The organism is Streptomyces sp. NPDC107471, from assembly GCF_055582845.1.
The window spans coordinates 88,090-107,500 of sequence record NZ_JBVJPC010000008.1 but is presented as its reverse complement, the minus strand read 5'-3'; the positions used below and the strand labels follow the sequence as shown (position 1 = coordinate 107,500).

The 19,411-nt window shown below is 73.0% G+C and carries 18 protein-coding genes; 16 read left to right on the top strand and 2 right to left on the bottom strand.

Annotation, left to right across the window (positions count from 1 at the left end; genetic code table 11):
• Positions 1-190 precede the first annotated feature (190 nt).
• The gene (locus tag ACZ66S_RS26325) at positions 191-964 is read left to right on the top strand and encodes a chitosanase (RefSeq protein WP_469904331.1); all 774 of its coding nucleotides are present in this window, start codon (positions 191-193) and stop codon (positions 962-964) included.
• 129 nt (positions 965-1,093) lie between these two features.
• Positions 1,094-1,525, top strand: coding sequence for a hypothetical protein (locus tag ACZ66S_RS26320; RefSeq protein ID WP_469903988.1), 432 nt, complete (start codon positions 1,094-1,096; stop codon positions 1,523-1,525).
• Between the two features lie 60 nt (positions 1,526-1,585).
• On the opposite strand, the gene ACZ66S_RS26315 is transcribed toward ACZ66S_RS26320, so the two are convergent.
• Positions 1,586-2,197 (bottom strand): hypothetical protein, encoded by a 612-nt coding sequence (locus ACZ66S_RS26315; protein ID WP_469903987.1) that lies wholly within the window; start codon positions 2,195-2,197, stop codon positions 1,586-1,588.
• A gap of 439 nt (positions 2,198-2,636) precedes the next feature.
• On the opposite strand from ACZ66S_RS26315, the gene ACZ66S_RS26310 reads away from it, so the two are divergent.
• The 7 genes from ACZ66S_RS26310 (at position 2,637) to ACZ66S_RS26280 (ending at position 10,722) form a co-directional block, all read left to right on the top strand.
• Entirely contained in the window at positions 2,637-4,355 is a 1,719-nt protein-coding gene (locus ACZ66S_RS26310; protein ID WP_469903986.1) for a PP2C family protein-serine/threonine phosphatase, read from the top strand.
• Between the two features lie 139 nt (positions 4,356-4,494).
• Positions 4,495-5,616, top strand: coding sequence for a DUF475 domain-containing protein (locus ACZ66S_RS26305; protein WP_469903985.1), 1,122 nt, complete (start codon positions 4,495-4,497; stop codon positions 5,614-5,616).
• A gap of 70 nt (positions 5,617-5,686) precedes the next feature.
• On the top strand, positions 5,687-6,445 hold the full coding sequence (locus ACZ66S_RS26300; RefSeq protein ID WP_469903984.1) for a DUF4097 family beta strand repeat-containing protein: 759 nt from the start codon (positions 5,687-5,689) through the stop codon (positions 6,443-6,445).
• A 229-nt stretch (positions 6,446-6,674) separates the two neighbouring features.
• On the top strand, positions 6,675-6,911 hold the full coding sequence (locus ACZ66S_RS26295) for a DUF5133 domain-containing protein (protein ID WP_469904330.1): 237 nt from the start codon (positions 6,675-6,677) through the stop codon (positions 6,909-6,911).
• A 119-nt stretch (positions 6,912-7,030) separates the two neighbouring features.
• Positions 7,031-8,689, top strand: coding sequence for a catalase (locus ACZ66S_RS26290; protein WP_469903983.1), 1,659 nt, complete (start codon positions 7,031-7,033; stop codon positions 8,687-8,689).
• A gap of 85 nt (positions 8,690-8,774) precedes the next feature.
• Positions 8,775-10,124 (top strand): diacylglycerol/lipid kinase family protein, encoded by a 1,350-nt coding sequence (locus tag ACZ66S_RS26285; protein WP_469903982.1) that lies wholly within the window; start codon positions 8,775-8,777, stop codon positions 10,122-10,124.
• The gene (locus tag ACZ66S_RS26280) at positions 10,117-10,722 is read left to right on the top strand and encodes a phosphatase PAP2 family protein (RefSeq protein ID WP_469903981.1); all 606 of its coding nucleotides are present in this window, start codon (positions 10,117-10,119) and stop codon (positions 10,720-10,722) included. Before ACZ66S_RS26285 ends, ACZ66S_RS26280 begins: the two co-directional genes overlap by 8 nt.
• A gap of 22 nt (positions 10,723-10,744) precedes the next feature.
• On the opposite strand, the gene ACZ66S_RS26275 is transcribed toward ACZ66S_RS26280, so the two are convergent.
• Entirely contained in the window at positions 10,745-11,413 is a 669-nt protein-coding gene (locus ACZ66S_RS26275; protein WP_469903980.1) for a hypothetical protein, read from the bottom strand.
• A 228-nt stretch (positions 11,414-11,641) separates the two neighbouring features.
• Between ACZ66S_RS26275 and ACZ66S_RS26270 the strand changes: the two genes are divergently transcribed.
• From ACZ66S_RS26270 to ACZ66S_RS26240, 7 genes are all read left to right on the top strand, one after another.
• Positions 11,642-12,175: an AAA family ATPase gene (locus tag ACZ66S_RS26270; RefSeq protein WP_469903979.1), complete on the top strand. Its 534-nt coding sequence runs from the start codon at positions 11,642-11,644 to the stop codon at positions 12,173-12,175.
• A 62-nt stretch (positions 12,176-12,237) separates the two neighbouring features.
• Entirely contained in the window at positions 12,238-12,531 is a 294-nt protein-coding gene (locus ACZ66S_RS26265) for a hypothetical protein (protein ID WP_469903978.1), read from the top strand.
• Positions 12,532-12,577: 46 nt separating this feature from the next.
• Entirely contained in the window at positions 12,578-13,564 is a 987-nt protein-coding gene (locus ACZ66S_RS26260) for a Rieske (2Fe-2S) protein (RefSeq protein ID WP_469903977.1), read from the top strand.
• Positions 13,548-14,090, top strand: coding sequence for a DUF1360 domain-containing protein (locus ACZ66S_RS26255; protein WP_469903976.1), 543 nt, complete (start codon positions 13,548-13,550; stop codon positions 14,088-14,090). The genes ACZ66S_RS26260 and ACZ66S_RS26255 overlap by 17 nt, the downstream gene beginning before the upstream one ends.
• Before the next feature lie 136 nt (positions 14,091-14,226).
• Positions 14,227-15,399, top strand: a complete 1,173-nt coding sequence (locus tag ACZ66S_RS26250) for a carboxylate-amine ligase (protein ID WP_469903975.1) — start codon at positions 14,227-14,229, stop codon at positions 15,397-15,399.
• Between the two features lie 167 nt (positions 15,400-15,566).
• The gene (locus ACZ66S_RS26245; RefSeq protein ID WP_469903974.1) at positions 15,567-17,351 is read left to right on the top strand and encodes an N-acetylglutaminylglutamine amidotransferase; all 1,785 of its coding nucleotides are present in this window, start codon (positions 15,567-15,569) and stop codon (positions 17,349-17,351) included.
• Positions 17,324-19,408, top strand: coding sequence for a S9 family peptidase (locus tag ACZ66S_RS26240; protein ID WP_469903973.1), 2,085 nt, complete (start codon positions 17,324-17,326; stop codon positions 19,406-19,408). Before ACZ66S_RS26245 ends, ACZ66S_RS26240 begins: the two co-directional genes overlap by 28 nt.
• Positions 19,409-19,411 lie beyond the last annotated feature (3 nt).

Here is a 19,411-nt window from a genome sequence, read left to right as displayed (position 1 = left end):
ACCGTCATTCGTTCGAACCTACGAAGTTCCCACGCGGTGGGTTACTGATCGCTTCCCGCACTGGTAGGAAACGTTCCTAACAATCAGGTCTGAACCAACTCTCCACCCCCCACCTCCACTTGGAGTCCCCGTGGAACCTGAGACAGTGCCCGCGACCACCCACCCGTCCCGTCGCACCCTCCTCGCCCTCATGGGGGCGGCGACCTGCGTCGGCGTCCTCGGCTCCGGTGCCGCCACGGCGGCACCCGCGGCCGCACCGGGCCTCGACGACCCCGCGAAGAAGGAGATCGCCATGAAGCTGGTGTCGAGCGCGGAGAACTCCTCGCTCGACTGGAAGGCGCAGTACCAGTACATCGAGGACATAGGCGACGGCCGCGGCTACACCGCCGGCATCATCGGCTTCTGCTCCGGCACCGGGGACATGCTCGACCTCGTCCAGCTCTACGCCGACCGCAAGCCCGGCAACGTCCTGGCCAAGTACCTGCCGGCGCTGCGCCGCGTCGACGGCACCGACTCCCACGACGGCCTCGACCCGAACTTCACCGGCGACTGGGCGAAGGCCGCCCGCGACACGGCGTTCCAGCAGGCGCAGAACGACGAACGCGACCGCGTCTACTTCAACCCCGCCGTCCGGCAGGGCAAAGCGGACGGGCTGCGCGCGCTCGGCCAGTTCGCCTACTACGACGCCATCGTCATGCACGGCGACGGCGGCGACTCGACCAGCTTCAGCAGCATCCGCAGCCGGGCCCTGCGCACGGCCAGGCCCCCGGCGCAGGGCGGCAACGAGACGACGTACCTGAACGCGTTCCTCGACGCACGGGTGTGGGCGATGAAGCAGGAGGAGGCGCACAGCGACACCAGCCGCGTCGACACCGCCCAACGCGTCTTCCTGCGCCAGGGCAACCTCGACCTGAACCCGCCCCTCGACTGGAAGGTCTACGGCGACAGCTTCCACATCGGCTGACCGGCCACGGACGACGGCCCGGTGCGTGACGGCACCGGGCCGTCGCTGTGCGTGGCGGCCACCGGTGGCACCCGGCCGTGAAATCGCCCCCGGCGGAGGGTGTTTGCCGTCGGAGCGAGCGGTAACGCGATGTCCATGAGTGAATCGAACGAGCAGACGAACCAAGATTCCGCGACCACCCGGACGGCGGCGAAGGCCCGGCGCAGCACGGCCAAGGCCACCGCCCCGGCCACGAAGGCGGCGAACAAGGCCGCCGACAAGGCGGGTGACGCCGCGTCAGCGGGCACCAAGGCGACGGAGCGGACGGCGAAGACCGCGGCCGGGGCCGCGCAGACCGCGGCCAAGAGCGTCGAGGCCGGCCGTCAGACCGTCATCGCCGCCTCGGGGCAGGCCGCCGCCGTCGCCAAGACGGCCTGGACGGTGATCGCCCAGCGCAAGCTCATCGCGGCGGGCGTGGGCGCGGGCCTGACCGCGCTGACCGCCACGTCGTACGCGGTGGGCCGGCGTGCGGGACGTCACACGCACGGTCCCCTCACCCGCCTGACCGGCGGCCGGATCTGACGCCGGAGGGGCGGCGGGCCAGGAGGCGCATCCTCGCGGCGGGGACCCGTCGACGTCCTGTCAGCGTTCCTGCGACAGCAGGTCGTTGAGACGGGCACCCGCCGCCCACCGCCGCAGAGCGGAACCGTCGAGCAGGCGGATGGTCCGTTCCCTGCGGGCCCACCGGATGTCACGCGCGCTGAAGACCCCCCGGTGCACGACCAGACGCAGCGGCGACCCCTGGCCCCCGCGGTGCGGGTGGGGATGCGGCGCGTCCTCGTCCGGGAGGGGCTCCGCCACCGGCCGGAAGGCCACGTCGATCCGGCGCCCTGCCGCGTCCCGGGCGCACAGGCGCGGCCGGTCCGGTGCCGGCACCAGCCGTACCCGCCAGCCGTCCCGGCGCAGCATCCGCGCCACCGCCAGCGCGAGTTCCTGGGTGTCCAGCTCGAGCAGCTCGTCCGGGGTGTAGTAACCCAGCCGGCGCCGGGCGTCGGGGCGCCCGTGCCGTACCGCGGCCGTGACGACCAGGGCCAGGAGGGCGACACCCGCGACGGGGACGACGATCCCCGCGGCGCGGTACCCCGCGGCGAGCAGGGCCGCCACCGCGCACACCGCCGCCACGACACCGATGAAGGCGGGCAGCACGTCACGAAGCCTCGGACCGTAGCGCCCCTGGGCCCGCAGTGCGCGCACGACGTGCCTTTTCCCAGGTCGGCGCGACGGGAAGGGGTCGGACGTCCACGATAGGCGTGCCACAGCCCAGCCCTCCCCATGCCGCCCGGACGCACCCGTCACCTCAACGGATACCCAGTCGGCGACCAAGTCCCTTGCGGGCGGCGGGAATTCGGCCACGCGCGCCCAGCGCACCGAAGCGCCAGGGGGCGCGCTGGACGGCGCTTTGGCGCCGCGCCCCCGGGCACGGACCTCCGCACCGACGCGGGCCCCGCCTCCGGCCCTGAGCCCACCCGGCCGGATCCGCGTACCCTCGTCCCCGCCGACCCCGCTTGCGCGTGCCCGTTCACCGGCGAGGCTGGATACATGGGCAACGGGGCATCCGGGAAGGAGCAGGACGCCGGATGAACACGCCACGGACCGGCACGGAGCGGCGTCCGACCAGCGAGGAGAGGGCGACATGGCAGGGGTGGAGGACACGGGGACCGTCGGGAGACGACCACTGGCAGCTCCCGCTGCCGAGCTCACCCGGGCACTGGACGCCATAGGGACCGCGGCCTACGTCGTGGACGAAGAGGGCCATGTCGTCGCCGTGAACACCCACGCCGTGCAGTTGCTGGGCCGACCCGCCGCGGAGTTCCTCGGCAAGGACGCCCACGACCTGCTGCACCGGGACGCCCACGGCCATCTCCTGCCGCGGAGCCGGTGCAGCATGCGGCAGGCCTTCCACGCCGGGCGCACCGCCCAGGGCGACGAGGACCACTTCGAGTGCGGCGACGGCTCCCTGCTGCCCGTCTCGTGGCTGGTCACGCCGTACGACGTGGACGGCCGGGCGGCCGGCACCCTCGTGCTCGTCCACGCCCGGCGCGCGCCGGAGACCGACAGCCGGCCGCAGCCCTCGGCCCAGCCGATGCCGGAGCTGGAGCGACTCGCCCTGCTGGCGGAGACCACCACCCGCCTGACGTCCACGCTCGACGTCGAGGAGACGCTGCGGCGGCTGGTGGCCCTGGTCGTGCCCCGACTGGCGGACTGGGCCGTCGTCGACCTGATCACCGAGCGCGACGAGGTGTGGCGCACCGCCGTCGTCCACGCCGAGGGCGACAGCCTGGTGCGCCACGAGGACCTCCAGGGACCGATGCCGCCGGTGCCGGAGGAGTCGCCGATGCCCCTGTCCAGGGCACTGCGCGGGGTCGCCTCCACTTTGGCCGGCCCGCAGACCTACCAGCGGGAGCCGGACTCGGGGATCGCGGTGGAACAGCGCCGCCTGTTCGAGGCCACCGGCATCCGCTCCGCCGCCATCGCCCCCATACGCAGCACCCGCGCCGTCCTGGGCGCGCTGACCCTGGGGCGGGCCAAGGACCCGGTGGACTTCACGACCGCCGACCTCCCGCTGATCGAGGACATCGCCCGCCGGGCCGGCCTCGCCCTGGACAACGCACGTCTGTACCAGCGTCAGCGCAAGGTCGCCGAGACCATGCAGAACCACCTGCTGCCCCAGATGCCCCGGGTGCCCGGGCTCCAGATGACCGCCCGCTACCTGCCCGCTCCCGACGCCTCACAGGTCGGCGGCGACTGGTACGACGCCTTCACCCTCTCCGACGGCGCCACCGCGCTGGCCGTCGGGGACGTCGTCGGCCACGACCTGGAGGCCGCGGCCGGCATGGCCCAACTGCGCAACATGCTCCGCGCCTACGCCTGGTCCCACAGGGAGCCGCCGAGCCGGATCGTCGCCCGGCTCGACGAGGCGGTCATGCACATCACCGACGTCACCATGGCCACCATGGTCTTCGCCCGGCTGGAGGAACGGGACGACGGCCACTGGGAGCTGAGCTGGACCAACGCCGGCCACCCGCCGCCCCTGCTGATCACCCACGACGGCCTGGCCCACTACCTCACCGACGGCCACGGCATCCTCCTGGGCACCGGAGTGACCACCCCCCGCACCGACGCGACCGCCCTGCTGCCGCCCGGCTCCACCCTGCTGCTTTACACCGACGGCCTGATCGAGGCGGTCGGGCGGCCCCTCGACGAGGGGCTCCAGCACCTGCGCCGGCACGCCGCCGCGCTGGCCCACCGCCCGCTTGCGTCCTTCACCGACCAGGTGCTGCGCCGGGTGCGGCACGTGCGCAACGACGACGACGTCGCCCTGCTCGCCGTACGGGCGCCCTCCAGACCGTGAACCGGGCCGCCGGCCACCGGGCGGTTCAGGCACCCCGTGCCCTCCTGGCCGTCCACGACCGTGATAGACAACGCCCGTGGTCCACGGGCCGTTCGCGCCCCCGCTCTCCGCGACCACCCGACAACAGGACTTGGTGCCAGTGATTCTGAAGACCTTCCGCTGGGCGTTCGCGGTCACCGCGCTCGGCCTGGCCGCGGGAGTGCTGTACGACGGCTGGGCCGCGTTCGGCGTCGTGGCGATCCTCGCGGTGCTGGAGATCTCCCTGTCGTTCGACAACGCGGTGGTCAACGCCGGGATCCTGAAGAAGATGAACGCCTTCTGGCAGCGGATCTTCCTCACCGTCGGCGTCCTGATCGCCGTGTTCGGCATGCGGCTGGTCTTCCCCGTCGTCATCGTCGCGATCACCGCGAAGCTCAATCCGTACGACGCGGTCCACCTGGCCCTGACCGACAAGGACCGCTACCAGCAGCTCGTCACCGACGCGCACCCGGCGATCGCCGCGTTCGGTGGCATGTTCCTGCTGATGATCTTCCTGGACTTCGTCTTCGAGGACCGGGACATCAAGTGGCTGGCCTGGCTGGAGCGGCCGCTGGCCAAGCTCGGCAAGGTCGATATGCTGTCGGTCTGCATCGCCCTGATCGTCCTGCTGATCACGGCCTTCATCTTCGCGACCCACGCCCACCAGCACGGTGGCGCACACGTCGACAAGGCGCAGACGGTCCTGATCTCGGGCATCGCGGGTCTGATCACCTACATGGTGGTCGGCGGCCTCTCCGGTTACTTCGAGGACAGGCTGGAGGACGAGGAGGAACGCGAGAAGGAGGCCGAACGCTCCGGCGGGACCGGTTCGGCGGTCCAACTGGCCGGCAAGGCGGCGTTCTTCATGTTCCTGTACCTGGAGGTCCTGGACGCCTCGTTCTCCTTCGACGGGGTCATCGGCGCCTTCGCCATCACCAACGACATCGTCCTGATGGCGCTCGGCCTGGGTATCGGCGCGATGTACGTCCGGTCGCTGACCGTGTACCTGGTCCGCCAGGGCACCCTCGACGACTACGTCTACCTGGAGCACGGCGCCCACTACGCCATCGGCGCCCTCGCCGTGATCCTCATGGTCACCATCCAGTACCAGATCAACGAGATCATCACCGGCCTGGTAGGCGTGATCCTCATCGGCTGGTCCTTCTGGTCCTCCGTCCGCCGCAACAAGGCCCTCGCGGCGCAGGAGGGCGCGACGGAGACGGACACGGTCCCGGTGCCGTAGACCGGGCCTGCCACCCGGCCCGCCGTCCGCGTCTGCCATGCCCACGGCGAACCGGGGCATCCGACGGGGTATGAAGGCGATCCCGAAACGGCGCCTCACGCGCCTGATGCTGGTCCTGGCGTCCCTGCCCCTCGCCGGGGCGTGCAGCGACGATCACGACGGGGCGTCCGGTGGCCCGGGGGCCGCCGGCGCACTCCGGGTCGCGGGCTCCGGCGAACAGGTGGTGATCGCCACCGACAACGGCCTGCGACTGCGCCCGGCGGACGGCCGCGGCGTCACCGTCGACGACCGCGTCGACGGCCACTGGTCCCACCACGGCAAGGTGTGGACCCTCGACCTGTCGTGCCGGAGCACGGGGGACGGGAACTGCCCACGGATGCCGTACGTGGAGATCCCCGACGGCGTCCGCGTCACGGCCACCGCCCGCAACGCCGGCGTCGACGTGGCGGGCGTCGCCGCCGCCCTGGACATCACGACCGTCAACGGCGATGTGACGGTGACCCGTTCCGGCCGCGAGGACGCCGACGTACGGCTGTCCACCCGCAACGGCTCCGTGCGCGCGACGAGCGTGGAGGCGCGCCGGGTGCACGCGGCGACCACGAACGGTGACGTGGTCGTCGGATGCGCCGCGGTCCCCTCGGGTGTCAGCGCCGCCACCGTCAACGGCTCGGTCGACGTCACCGTGCCCCACGACAGCCCGCCCTACCGGGTCACCGCGGCCACCGACAACGGCCGGGCCACCGTCTCAGTCCCCGTGCGCGAGGCCGACCGCGCCCACACCATGACGCTGACCACGGTGAACGGCGACGTCGACGCCCGCCGGGACTGACTCCTCGGCGGGCACGACGGCCGCTGAGGGTGGAAGATGGCAGGACTGGTTTGAGCTCGGATCGCCAGGGCATTCGGCGGTTCAGGTGCTTGGGATCACAGGCCCACCGCGGAGGCGGCCGAACGCGGCTCTCCTGGTGCGTGCCCGTCGAGGCCCTCTCCGCAACAGTCCGAGTGACGCGGCGGACACGACCGCCCGTACTCCCACTGCGCACATGGAGGAGCGAATCATGCTCATGGCCCACCCCGCCCTTCTCACCGACCTGCTGGAGCGCTACGAGGCGCTGCACGTCCTGCACGCGGAGGAGGGCAGCGAAGGAGCACGTCAGCGTCTGGAGGACGTGTCCTACACGCTGTGCATAGCCACGGGCACCCGTGACATCGAGTCGGCCCTGGCCGCGGCCCGCCGTCAGTTGTCCGGTTCCCTCACCCGTCCCAAGGACGACTCGCTGGTAGCGGGCGCGTGACGTGAGTGGTGCGAGCCGATCGGGTACCCGGGTGATCCGCCGAACACCGGCCGGAGGCTGCCCGCTGTGCCAGGGGCTGCCCCCAGCCGAGAACCCGAGAACCTAAGGAGTCCCCGATCATGACGGACGTGTCCGGTACCGGTCCCGCTCCGGCGGACGACCGCAAGGTGCTCACCAACCGCCAGGGCCACCCGGTCCACGACAACCAGAACCAGCGCACCGTCGGCGCCCGCGGGCCCGCGACCCTGGAGAACTACCAGTTCCTGGAGAAGATCAGCCACTTCGACCGGGAACGCATCCCCGAGCGCGTCGTGCACGCCCGCGGCGTGACCGCCTACGGCTACTTCGAGGCCTACGGCGCCTGGGGCGACGAACCGATCAGCAGGTACACCCGGGCCAAGCTGTTCCAGGAGCGCGGCAAGCGCACCGACCTGGCGGTCCGCTTCTCCACCGTCATCGGCGGGCGCGACTCCTCGGAGGCCGCCCGAGACCCCCGCGGTTTCGCCGTGAAGTTCTACACCGAGGACGGCAACTGGGACCTGGTGGGCAACAACCTGGGCGTCTTCTTCATCCGGGACGCGATCAAGTTCCCGGACGTCATCCACGCCCTCAAGCCCGACCCGGTCACCTTCGAGCAGCAGCCGCGCCGCATCTTCGACTTCATGTCGCAGACGCCGGAGTCGATGCACATGCTGGTCAACCTGTTCAGCCCGCGCGGCATCCCCGCGGACTACCGCCACATGCAGGGCTTCGGCGTCAACACCTACAAGTGGGTCAACGCCGACGGCGAGACCAAGCTGGTCAAGTACCACTGGATGCCCAAGCAGGGCGTCCGCTCGATGACCGAGGAGGACGCCGCCAACGTGCAGGCCGACTCGCTCGGCCACGCCACCAAGGACCTGTACGAGGCGGTCGCCCGCGGTGACCACCCCGAGTGGGAGCTCCTGGTCCAGATCATGGACGACCACGAGCACCCCGAGCTGGACTTCGACCCGCTGGACGACACCAAGACCTGGCCCGAGCAGGAGTTCCCGCCCAAGCCGGTGGGCCGGATGGTCCTCGACCGGATGCCGGAGAACTTCTTCGCGGAGAACGAGCAGATCTCCTTCGGCACCGGGGTCCTCGTCGACGGACTGGACTTCTCCGACGACAAGATGCTGGTCGGCCGGACCTTCTCGTACAGCGACACCCAGCGCTACCGGGTCGGCCCGAACTACCTCCAGCTCCCCGTCAACCAGGCGAAGAACGCCGAGGTGCGCACCAACCAGCGCGACGGCCAGATGACCTACCACGTGGACGGCGGCGGGGAGAACCCGATCGTCAACTACGAGCCGTCCATCACCGGCGGTCTGCGCGAGGGGCAGTACCCGACGCAGGACGAACAGGGCCCGGAGATCCACGGCCGGCTCACCCGCAAGCGCATCCCCCGCACCAACGACTACCTCCAGGCGGGCCAGCGGTACCTCCTGCTGGAGGACTGGGAGCGCGACGACCTCGTCAAGAACCTCACCGGCCTGCTCGCCCAGTGCGACCGGCCCGTGCAGGAACGCATGGTGTGGCACTTCCTGCTGGTCGAGAACGACCTCGGGCTGAGGATCGGCGACGGCCTCGGCATCAGCCCCGAGGACGTGGCGGGACTCGAACCGCTGGCCGGCCAGGACCTCACCGACGAGGACCGCAAGCGGCTGTCGAACCTCGGCAAGAACCCGCCGCGGGACGTCGAGGGCCTGACCATGACCCACTGCGTGCCGGACGAGCGGCACGTCGTGACCCGCTGAACGACCGAGGGACCAGGACGGCACCGGCGGCGAGAGCACCGTCATGAGATCGTTGGGCCACCGAGCGTGAGAGGCGACCCGAACGATGAACGAGGTGGAGCCGAACGGCTCCGGCACCGCGGCGCGGACGCTGGCCCGACTGGCGCTGCTGTGCCTGGCGGGAGTGGTCGCGGCCGTGCTGGCCGCGGGGCAGTGGCTGCTCCTGCCGCTGGGCCTCGTGGGCCTCGCCCTGGCCGGCGCGGGCATCTGGTGGGCGCTGGCCCACCGGGGCCTGGCACGGCTGTGCGGCGCCCTCCTGGCGGTGGCCTCGCCCGTGGCCGTCCTGGTCCTGTACGCGGTGTCCGGCCTGTGGCCGTTCGCCGCGTCGGCGCTCGGCCTGTGGGTGGCCGCACTGGCCTGCGCCCGCAGCGCCCTGCGCCGGCTGCGGGCACCCCGCAGTACGCACTCCCGACCGGTCCGGCCGCCCCGCCGACCGGTCCTGATCATGAACCCGCTGTCGGGCGGCGGCAAGGTCGTCGAGCACACGCTCGTCGAGCGGGCCGAGGCGTTGGGCGCCCGGGTGATCCTCCTCGACGTCGACAGCGACCCCGACCCGGCGGCGCTGGCCCGCCAGGCCCTCGCGGAGGGCGCGGACCTGCTCGGCGTGGCGGGCGGGGACGGCACGCAGGCCCTGGTGGCCGGGGTGGCCGCCGAGCACGACGTGCCGTTCATGGTGCTGGCCGCCGGTACCCGCAACCACTTCGCGATGGACCTGGGCCTGGACCGCGACGATCCGGCGAGCGGACTCGCCGCCCTCACGCACGGTGTGGAGATCCGTGTCGACCTGGGCGACGTGGGGGGCCGATCCTTCGTGAACACGGTCTCGTTCGGGACGTACGCGGAGATCGTGCAGAGCCCCGAGTACCGCGACGCCAAGGCGTCCACCACCCTCGACCTGCTGCCGGACCTGCTGGTCGGCGGGGCCGGAGCGCAACTGACCGCCACGGCGGACGGCGAACTGCTCGACGCCCCGCACGCGCTGCTGGTGAGCAACAACCCCTATGTGCTGGCCGACCCGCTGGGCGCCGGCCGCAGATCGCACCTCGACGGGGGCCGACTCGGGGTGATCGCCCTGAAGATCGACAGCGCGGTGCAGGCCGCCGAGATCGCCCTGCGGGGGGAGCGGGCCAGCGGCATCACCTCGTCGACCGCGCGCCAGGTCACCGTCACGGCCGACACGGAGACGATCCCGGTCGCCGTCGACGGCGAGGCCCTGCTGCTGCCCCAGCCGGTCGTGTGCACCGTACGACCCAGGGCCCTGCGGGTACGGGTGCCGAAGGACCGTCCCGGAGCGCCGTACACTGCCCCGTCCGTCGACTGGCGCCGTGTCGTGCGGCTCGCCCTCGACCGGACCCCCACCCCGGCCGTCAAGAACCAGGAGCAGAGCGATGCTTGACCGACCGCAGCGCGAACAGCGCACCTCCGGAGAGCTGTTGAGGGATCTCGCCGCCCTCGACCAGGCGCTGTACGAGGCCGTCACGGTCACCCGGACACCGGCCCTGGACGAAGCCCTGCGGCGGCTGTCGGCCGCGGCCGACCACTCCAAGATCTCGTTCACGATCGCCGGGCTGCTCGCCCTGTGGCCGGGCAAGCCACGGCGTGCCGCCGCCCTCGGCGTCGCGGCCATCGGGGTCGCCTCGGCGAGCGCGAACATGCTCGGCAAGCGCCTGGTGCGCCGTCGGCGCCCGCACCGGGCGGAGGACTCGCCGTTCCCGGGGCGGCACGTGCCGATGCCCGAGTCCGCGTCCTTCCCCTCCGGGCACACGGCGTCCGCGGTCGCCTTCGCGGCGGCGGTCGGACCCGCGCTCCCCGTCGCCACGGTGCCGCTGGGCCTGCTGGCCTGCGCGGTGGGCTACTCGCGGATCCACACCGGCGTGCACTACCCGGGCGACGTGATCGCCGGGGCCGTCCTGGGCACCGGCGCGGCGGCCGCGGTCCTCGCGGCCGCCGGACGGCAGGGGAACGGTCTGCGGCCGGCGCGCCGGTCCGGCTGAACAGGCGTCACGGGGCGGCTCGTCAGTCCGACTGCCGCGCGTCGTCCTCGGTGTGCGCGGCGGCCTCACCCGCGTCGGGCGTGGTGTAGAAGACCGAGGTGCCCTGCTTGGTGCGCTGGGCCTGGTTGCGTGCCACGAGCCCTTCGAGCGTGGTGCGGACGACGGTGGTCTTGATCGTGCGGTCCTTGTGCAGCCGGCCGAGCTCGGCGGAGACCTCGGCCGCCGAGCGCGGCTCCTTCTGCCCCGCCAGGTGCTCGCGGACCAGGTCGACGAGGGTGGGCGCCGAGCGTGCGGGCGACGCCGTCGCGGCCGTCTTTTTCGCGGTCCGCTCCCCGGCCGTCTTCTTCGCGGGCTCCCCGGCCGTCTTCTTCGCGGTCCGCTCCCGGGCCGGTGCCGCGGCCTTCCGGGTGCCCGTCGGCTTGTCCCGGCCGGTGCTCTTCTTCTTGCGGGGAGCGGGCACCGTCGCTTCGGCCGGTGCGGGCGACGCGACGGCCGGCGACGGAGTGCCCAGGACCTGCTGGATGTTCTGCAGGACGGTGTGATCGTGCCGCAGGGCGGCCAACTGGCCCTGGAGCGCCTCGATCTCGCCGCTGAGGCGCTCCTGTTCCTTGAGGTTGCGTTCGAGGTCACCGGCCACCTGGGTGCTGTACTGCGAGGTCAACTCGGTGGTCTCGGGAGCGGATTCGGACATGGCTCGCACCTCTTCCTGGGCGGGGCGTGCCGTGTCGCCTGCTTCCGGATGTGCGGTGGCAGCGTCTGCCGCACGCCTATGTCGTAGTGATACTACGCAGGGGACCTGTCCTGTTCTGCCCTTGTGTCACACGCACGGGCCCCTGGGGGAACGCGGTTTCGAGGCGCGGAGTCGCCCCGGCCGACGCCGTCGACCCGACCGGCAGGCTCTCCCGGTAGGTTGACCGTCATGGTGGGCACGGAGGAGACCCGGCTGATCGTCCTGCGCGGCAACTCCGCCTCGGGGAAGTCGAGCGTCGCGGCGGGTCTGCGTGACCGCTTCGGCCGCGGCCTGGCCCTGGTCGGCCAGGACAACCTGCGCCGGACCGTACTGCGGGAGCGGGACCGGCCCGGCGCGGCGAACATCGGCCTGATCGAACTGACCGCGCGCTACGCGCTGGACGCCGGCTTCCACGTGGTGGTGGAGGGCATCCTGTACGCCGACCGGTACGGCGAGATGCTCGCCCGGCTGCGGGCCGACCACCGCGGCCCGACCCACTGCTACTACCTGCACGTGCCGTTCGAGCAGACCCTCGCCCGGCACGCCGGCAAACCGATCGCCCACGAGGTGAGCGAACCCCAACTGCGCGATTGGTACCGGGAGTTGGACCTGCTCCCCGACGGCAGCGAGACCGTCGTCGGGGCCGACAGCACCCTCGCCGGGACGGTCGACCGCGTCCTGCGCGAAACCAGCCTGGCCCACCTTCCCCCCATTGATCGCTGAAGGTCCCTCACCCGTCGACTCCGCGACCGGTGGACCGCGTTGATCGGGGTACACGGCTCGGCATGACACACACTGACGACCCCACGGTGGGCAGGGCGGCGAGGCAACTGCGCCGCATTCGGTCCTTCTACGCGGCCGGAGTCGTCCTGTGGACGGCCTCGTCGGCCTGGACGATGTGGGACGCTCCCGGCAGCCGGCCCATGTGGACGTCCGTGCTGCTCCTGACCGTCTTCACGACACTGCTGGCCATGGCCTCCCGGTGGCTGCGGCGCGTGGAGCCCGCCGGTACGACCCGGCCCGCCCACCACGCCGCTTTCTCCGGAAGGGCGCCGCGCCACGCGGTGTCCAAGTCCTGATCAGCCCGCTCGTTTGCCGCCCGTGCTGGGGGAGACCCGGCAGCCCATGAGCGCGCGACGACGTCATCCACGTACACGAGAGAACAGAGTCCTGCGGCTGCTCGCCCGTCTGGAGCGGGAACAGCGGCAGGACCCGTTGATCGACACACTCCAGGCGGGGGTACGGTCCCTGCCGCTGGGGCGCGGCCGGGACGTGCTGCACGGCAAGTGGCTGGGGCATCCCGTCCACCCGCTGCTGGTGCAGGTGCCGATCGGTAGCTGGCTGTCCGCCGCGGTCCTGGACCTGCGCGGGGGGCGCCCCCGCGACGCCGGCCTGCTGGTGGGCCTCGGCCTCGCCGCGGCCGTGCCCGCCGCGCTCACGGGCGCCGTGGACTGGGCGGAACTGCAGCGCCCGCAAATGCGCGTCGGGCTGGTGCACGCGGTGTCCAACACGGCGGCCGTCGGCCTGTACACGGCCTCCCTCGCCTGCCGGCTCACCGGTCGGGCGCGCGCGGGCCGGACCCTCGGCCACCTGGGCCTCGCGGCGGTGGGAACGGGCGGCATGCTGGGCGGCCACCTGGCCTACCGACAGGCCGCCGGGGTCAACCACGCCGAGGCCGTGCCCCATGTCGTCACCGACCGCTGGCACCGGATCGGCGCCCTGGCCGACTTCCCGCCCGGGGTGCCGGTGCGGCGCGCCGTGGACGACGTGCCGGTCGTGGTGGTGCGCGAGAGCGACGGGGCGATCCACGCTCTGGCCGACCGGTGCAGCCACCTGGCCGGACCGCTCTCCGAGGGGACGGTGGAGGACGGATGCGTGCGGTGCCCCTGGCACGGCAGCGTCTTCCGGCTCTCGGACGGCCTGAACGTCCGCGGCCCTGCCCTCGCCCCCCAGCCGGCCTTCGACACCCGGGTCACCGACGGACAGGTCGAGGTGCGACTGATCCGGCACGACGGGGAAGACGGACGGGACGAGCGAACCGGGGCCCGCCGGGACCCGGACAGGTACCAGAACGCAGCAGGACGGGGACCCGCCCATGGCCACACCCACTGACCACCGCATCGGACGCCGCGCGCAGGCGTTCCTGCGCCGCACCGGCCGCGACTACGCGGGCGAGGGAGACCGGCCCCTGCGCGGCTACCTCGGCGCCATGGCGGCGTTCGGCGCGTACACGGCCGGCTGGGCCACCGCCGTACGGCTGCGCGGGCGCCCCCTGCCCGAGCGGCCCGAGCCCTGGGACGTGCTCCTGACGTCGGTGGCCACCTTCCGGCTCAGCCGGCTGCTCAGCAAGGCGTCGGTGACCAGCCCGCTGCGCGCACCCTTCACGACGTACGTCGGGCCGCAGGGCCCCGCCGAACTGCACGAGGAGGCGCGGTCCGAGACCGGCAAGGAGACCGTGGGCGAGCTGGTGACCTGCCCGTTCTGCATGAGCGTCTGGGTGGCGTCGACCCTGACCGCCGGCCGGCTCCTGTGGCCCCGCGCGACCCGCACCGCCATGGGCGCGCTGGCGGCACTGGCCGGGGCGGACGCGCTGCAGCTCGCGTACGGCGCGCTGGTCGGCCGGACCACGGACCGCTGACCTGCGAACCCGCTCATCTGTGGATCTCCTTCTCCAAACGCGCAAAGCCACGCTTATCCGGCGATCTCCTGGGCACTTGGGGTTCACCCCGCGAGGGGCGGTACCGACGGCAACACCTCGAGGAGCGACTGTGGCCATGCGCATTGGAGTGGAGGAGGAGTTCCACATCCTGGAACTGGAGAGCGGGCTGCTCGTGCCGCGGGCCGACGCGGTCCTGCGGCGGCTTCCCCAGGACACCTTCACCACGGAACTGCACCAGTCCACCGTGGAGTCGAACAGCGGGGTGCACGCCTCCCTGGCCGGCCTGTACACCGACCTCGTCAGAACCAGACGGCGGCTCGACGCGGCCGCCACCTCCCTGGGGCTGGCGGTCGCGGCCGCGGGCACGGCGCCCCTGGCCCCGGCCGCCTCCGGACACCCCACCGGCGGCGCACGCTACCGGCACATGGTCGAGGAGTACCGCCAGGTGGCCGACGAGCAGCTCATCTGCGGCGCCCAGGTGCACGTGGACATACCCGACCGCGACACGGCCGTGCAGGTGATGTGCGCGGTCTCGCCCTGGCTGCCCGTGCTGCTGGCGCTGTCCGCCAGCTCGCCGTTCTGGCAGGGGGCCGACACCGGCTACGCGAGCTGGCGCACCCTGCTCTGGCAGCGCTGGCCCACCGCCGGGCCCGTCGGCTGCTTCACCGACGCGGCCGCCTACGACGCCGCGGTGGACGACCTGGTCCGGGCCGGGGTCATCAGCGACCCGGGGATGATCTACTACGACGTCCGCCCCTCCGCGCATCTGCGGACCCTGGAACTGCGCATCTGCGACGCCTGCCCGCGCGCGGAGACCGTCGTGCTCGTCGCCGGCCTCTTCCGCGCCCTGGTGACCGAGGCCCTCGAACGGCGCGCCTCCGGTGCGCCGATGTGCGACGGCCGCCACGAATGGCTGCGCGGCGCCACCTGGCGGGCCGCCCGCTCCGGCCTGGAGGGCGCCCTCGTCGATCCCCGGACCCACCGGGAAGCGCCCGCCGCCGACGTCGTACGCGCCCTGCTCGCCCGGTTGCGGCCCGCCCTCGAGGCCCACGGCGACTGGCAGACCGCCAGGGATCTCGCCGAGGGGGCCCTGGCGGACGGCAGCGCCGCCGAGCGCATCCGCCGCAAGGCGCGCGAGGAGGACCTGCTGGCCTGCACCGACCTGCTGATCTCGGAGACCCGTGGCGAGCGCCGGCACCGCAGGCCGGCCCCCGTCGCCCGCAGGAAGGTCCCGCGCTTCGCGGCGGGGGCCGCCGGTTCCGGTGCGCCGGAGGTCCTGGGGAGCTGATCCCCTCCCGCGCGGCGGGCGTCCCGCCGACGCGTACTTCATCCGACAACCCTGAGGAGTGATTCCGTCATGTCCAGCAATTCCGCCCGGGTCGCGACCGGCAGGCGCGATCCGGGTCCTGCCTCCCGGCTCCCGGCCGTCGGTTCCCGGGAAGGGGGCGGCGTGTCATGTGCGGTCTGAGCGGCGAGATCCGCTTCGACGGCAGCCGGCCCGACCTCGCGGCCGTCGAGCGCATGAGCGACCGGCTCGCCGCCCGCGGGCCCGACGGCCAGGGCGTCTGGACCCGGGGCGCGGTGGCGCTGGGACACCGGCGGCTGAAGATCATCGACCTGTCCGACCTCGGCGCCCAGCCGATGACCGACGCCGACGACGAGATCACCGGCGTCTTCAACGGCTGCGTCTACAACTACCAGGAGCTGCGCGAGGAACTCGCACGCCTCGGGCACCGCTTCCGGTCGACGTCCGACACCGAGGTCGTGCTCCACGCCTACCGGCAGTGGGGGACCGCCTGCGTGGAGCACTTCCACGGCATGTTCGCGTTCGCGCTCGTCGAGCACCGCACCGGCCGTGTCGTGCTGGGCCGCGACCGGCTGGGGATCAAACCGCTGTACCTGGCCCCGACGCCGGACCGCCTGCGGTTCGCCTCCTCGCTGCCCGCCCTCCTGGCCGCCGGCGACGTGGACACCTCCGTCGACCCGGTGGCCGTCCACCAGTACCTGAGCTGGCACGCCACGGTCGCCCCGCCGCACACCGTCCTCAAGGGCGTGCGCAAACTGCCGCCGGCCACCGTCCGGGTCGTCGAACCGGACGGCAGCCACCACGACCACCGCTACTGGCAGCCGTCGTACACCCGACGGGCCGAGTACGCGGGCATGGGCCCCGACGAGTGGCGGGACGCGGTGCTGGAGGCACTGCGCACGGCGGTACGCCGCCGGATGGTCTCCGACGTCCCGGTCGGCGTGCTGCTCTCCGGCGGCCTGGACTCCAGCCTGATCGTCGCGCTGCTCGCCGAGGAGGGCCAGCGCGGCCTGAAGACCTTCAGCGTGGGCTTCGAGGCCGAGGGCGGGGAACAGGGCGACGAGTTCCGCTACTCGGACCTGGTCGCCCGGGAGTTCGGCACGGACCACCGTCGGATGATGGTGCCCTCGCAGCGCGTCTCGACCGCCCTGGACGACGCCGTCGCCGCGATGAGCGAACCGATGATCAGCCACGACGTGGTCGCCTTCCACCTGCTGTCCGAGCAGGTCGCCAAGGAGGTGAAGGTCGTGCAGAGCGGACAGGGCGCCGACGAGGTGTTCGCCGGGTACCACTGGTACCCCGAGCTCGCCGCCGTCGCCCGCGAGGACGAGCCGCGGCAGTACGCCGAGACGTACTTCGACCGCCCGCACGCCGACCTCGCGGGCATCCTCCAGCCGCACATGCTGCTCCCGGACGACGTGTCGGGCCGTTTCGTCGAGGACCACATGGCCCGTCCGGGCGCGGAGACCGCCCTGGACGCGGCACTGCGCCTGGACACGCACGTCATGCTCGTCGACGACCCGGTGAAGCGGGTCGACAACATGACCATGGCCTGGGGACTCGAGGCCCGCGTGCCCTTCCTCGACCACGAATTGGTGGAGCTGGCCGCGGCCTGTCCGCCGGAGCTCAAACTCGCCGACGACGGCAAGGGCGTACTGAAGGAGGTCGGCCGCAAGCTCCTGCCACGGGAGGTCGTCGACCGGCCCAAGGGCTACTTCCCGGTCCCGGCCATCCGGCACATGGCCGGTCCCGTCCTGGACCGGGTGCGCGAGGCGCTCGCGGCGCCCGAGGCGAAGAAGCGGGGCATCTTCCAGGAGTCGTACGTGGCCGAGCTCCTGGCGGCGCCCGACGAGCACCGGACCAAGCGCGGCGCCAACGCCCTGTGGCAGGTGGCACTACTGGAGATATGGCTGCAGACGCACGGAATCACGTGACCGGCGAGCACGACACCCGGGTCGCGCACCCGACGGCACCCGCACCGGCACGGGGGCCGGCCCGCGCGGCGGCCCCCGCCCCGGTGCCGCTGCCCGTGGCGGAGGGCCCGCGGGACGCCGTGACCCGGCTGCACGCGCACGGCTGCTGGTACCCCTTTGCCGACCCCGACGGCACCCGGGCGGCCTTCATCTGTGACCGGGGCGGCGTCCCCCAGCTCTGGGCCGGCCCCGTGGACGGGGAGCACGTCCGGCTGCTCGACGCCTCCCCGGACCCCGTGAAGGAGGTGTCCTGGTCACCCGACGGCCGCTGGATCGCCTACACCACCGCGCCGGGCGGCGGTGAGCACACCCGGGTGCTGTGCGTACGACCCGACGGCACCGGCCGCCGCCTGCTCGCCGGAGCCGACCCGGACACCTCCGCCCACCTCGGCTGCTGGGCCCACGACGGCTCGGCCGTCGCCGTCACCCTCGCCGCACCGGCCTCGACCCCGGCGCAGGCGGACGGCCACTGGACGGCCCGGGACGGCCGGGCCACCCTCCTCGGCACCACCGGGTACGCCGTGGGGCCGGACGGGACACCGGCCACCCGGGCGGGCGGCGGCCTGTCCGCCTACCTGGTCGACCCCGACGGCCTGGCCTCACCCGTGCTGCTCGCCGCGGAACCGGACGCCCCCACCCTGCGGGTGTGCGACCTCAGCCACGACGGCCGGTTCGCGCTGCTGCGCCGGGGACCGCGCGGCCGCCGGGAGGCGTTCGTCCGGCGCTTGTCCGACGCGGCGACCACCTTCACCCTGCCGGTCGCCGACGGTGACCCGTGGATCGGCCGGTTCTCGCCCGACGGGCGGACCCTGTGGCTGCGCAGCGACGCCGACCGGGAGTACGCGGCCCTGTTCGCCGTCGCTCTGGACGCCGACGGCACCCCGCGCGGCCGGACCGTCGTGGCCGAACGCGAGGACTGCGACCTCGAACTGCTCACGATGGCGCACGACGGCCGCACGGCCGTGCTGGCGTGGAACGAGCGCGGCGCCAGCGCACTCGACATCGTCGAGACCTCCCCGGCGCCCGGTGCCCCGGACGCCCTCGGACCGGCCCGTCCGGTGCCGCTGCCCCACGAGGTCGTCACACGGGTCGCGGCGGCCGGGGCGGGACGGCTGCTGCTGGCCCTGTCCGGCTCACAACGCCGCCCCGGCGTGTGGTGGGCCCACGAAGGCGTGTCCCTGCTGCGCACCCCCTGGTCCTCCCGGGACGAGGACGCCGTACCGCCGGGCCGTCCGCCCGTGCGCCCCGTCCTCACCCGCCTCGCCGCCCGGGACGGCCTGCCCCTCAGCGGCTGGTACTACCGCGCTCCGGGCCGCGCCCCGAACGAGCCGGCGCCCTGCGTGCTCCACCTGCACGGCGGCCCCGAGGACCAGGAGCGCCCGGTGCTCGACCCGCTCTACCACGAGCTGCTCGGGCGCGGACTGGACGTCTTCGCCCCCGACGTCCGCGGCTCCGGCGGACACGGCCGGTCCTTCGTCGACGCCGACCTGGGCACCGGGCGCTTCGCCGCACTCGACGACGTCGCGGACTGCGCGGCGCACGCGGTCACGGCCGGCCCCGCGGACCCGACCCGGCTCGCGGTGATGGGGCACTCGTACGGCGGCTACCTCACCTTCGCCTCCCTCGTGTGGCACCCGGACCTCTTCCGCACCGGAGTCGCCGTGTGCGGCATGTCCGACCTTTTGACCTTCTTCGCCGGCACCGAGCCGTGGATCGCGGAATCGGCGGCGCACAAGTACGGCCACCCGGAGCGGGACCGCGACCTGCTGCGCGCCCTGTCGCCGATGAGCCGCGTCGACGCGCTGCGGGCCCCGCTGCTCGCCGTGCACGGAGAGCACGACACCAACGTGCCGCCGGGGGAGTCGGAACAGTTCGTGCGGGCCGCGCGCGAACGCGGGGTCCCCGCCGAGCTCCTGGTCCTGCGCGACGAGGGCCACGACTTCCTGCGCGCCGACAACCGCCGCCTGTTCCGGCGGGCCGCCGCCGACTGGATGGAGCGGCACCTGCGCCCCTCCTGAGCC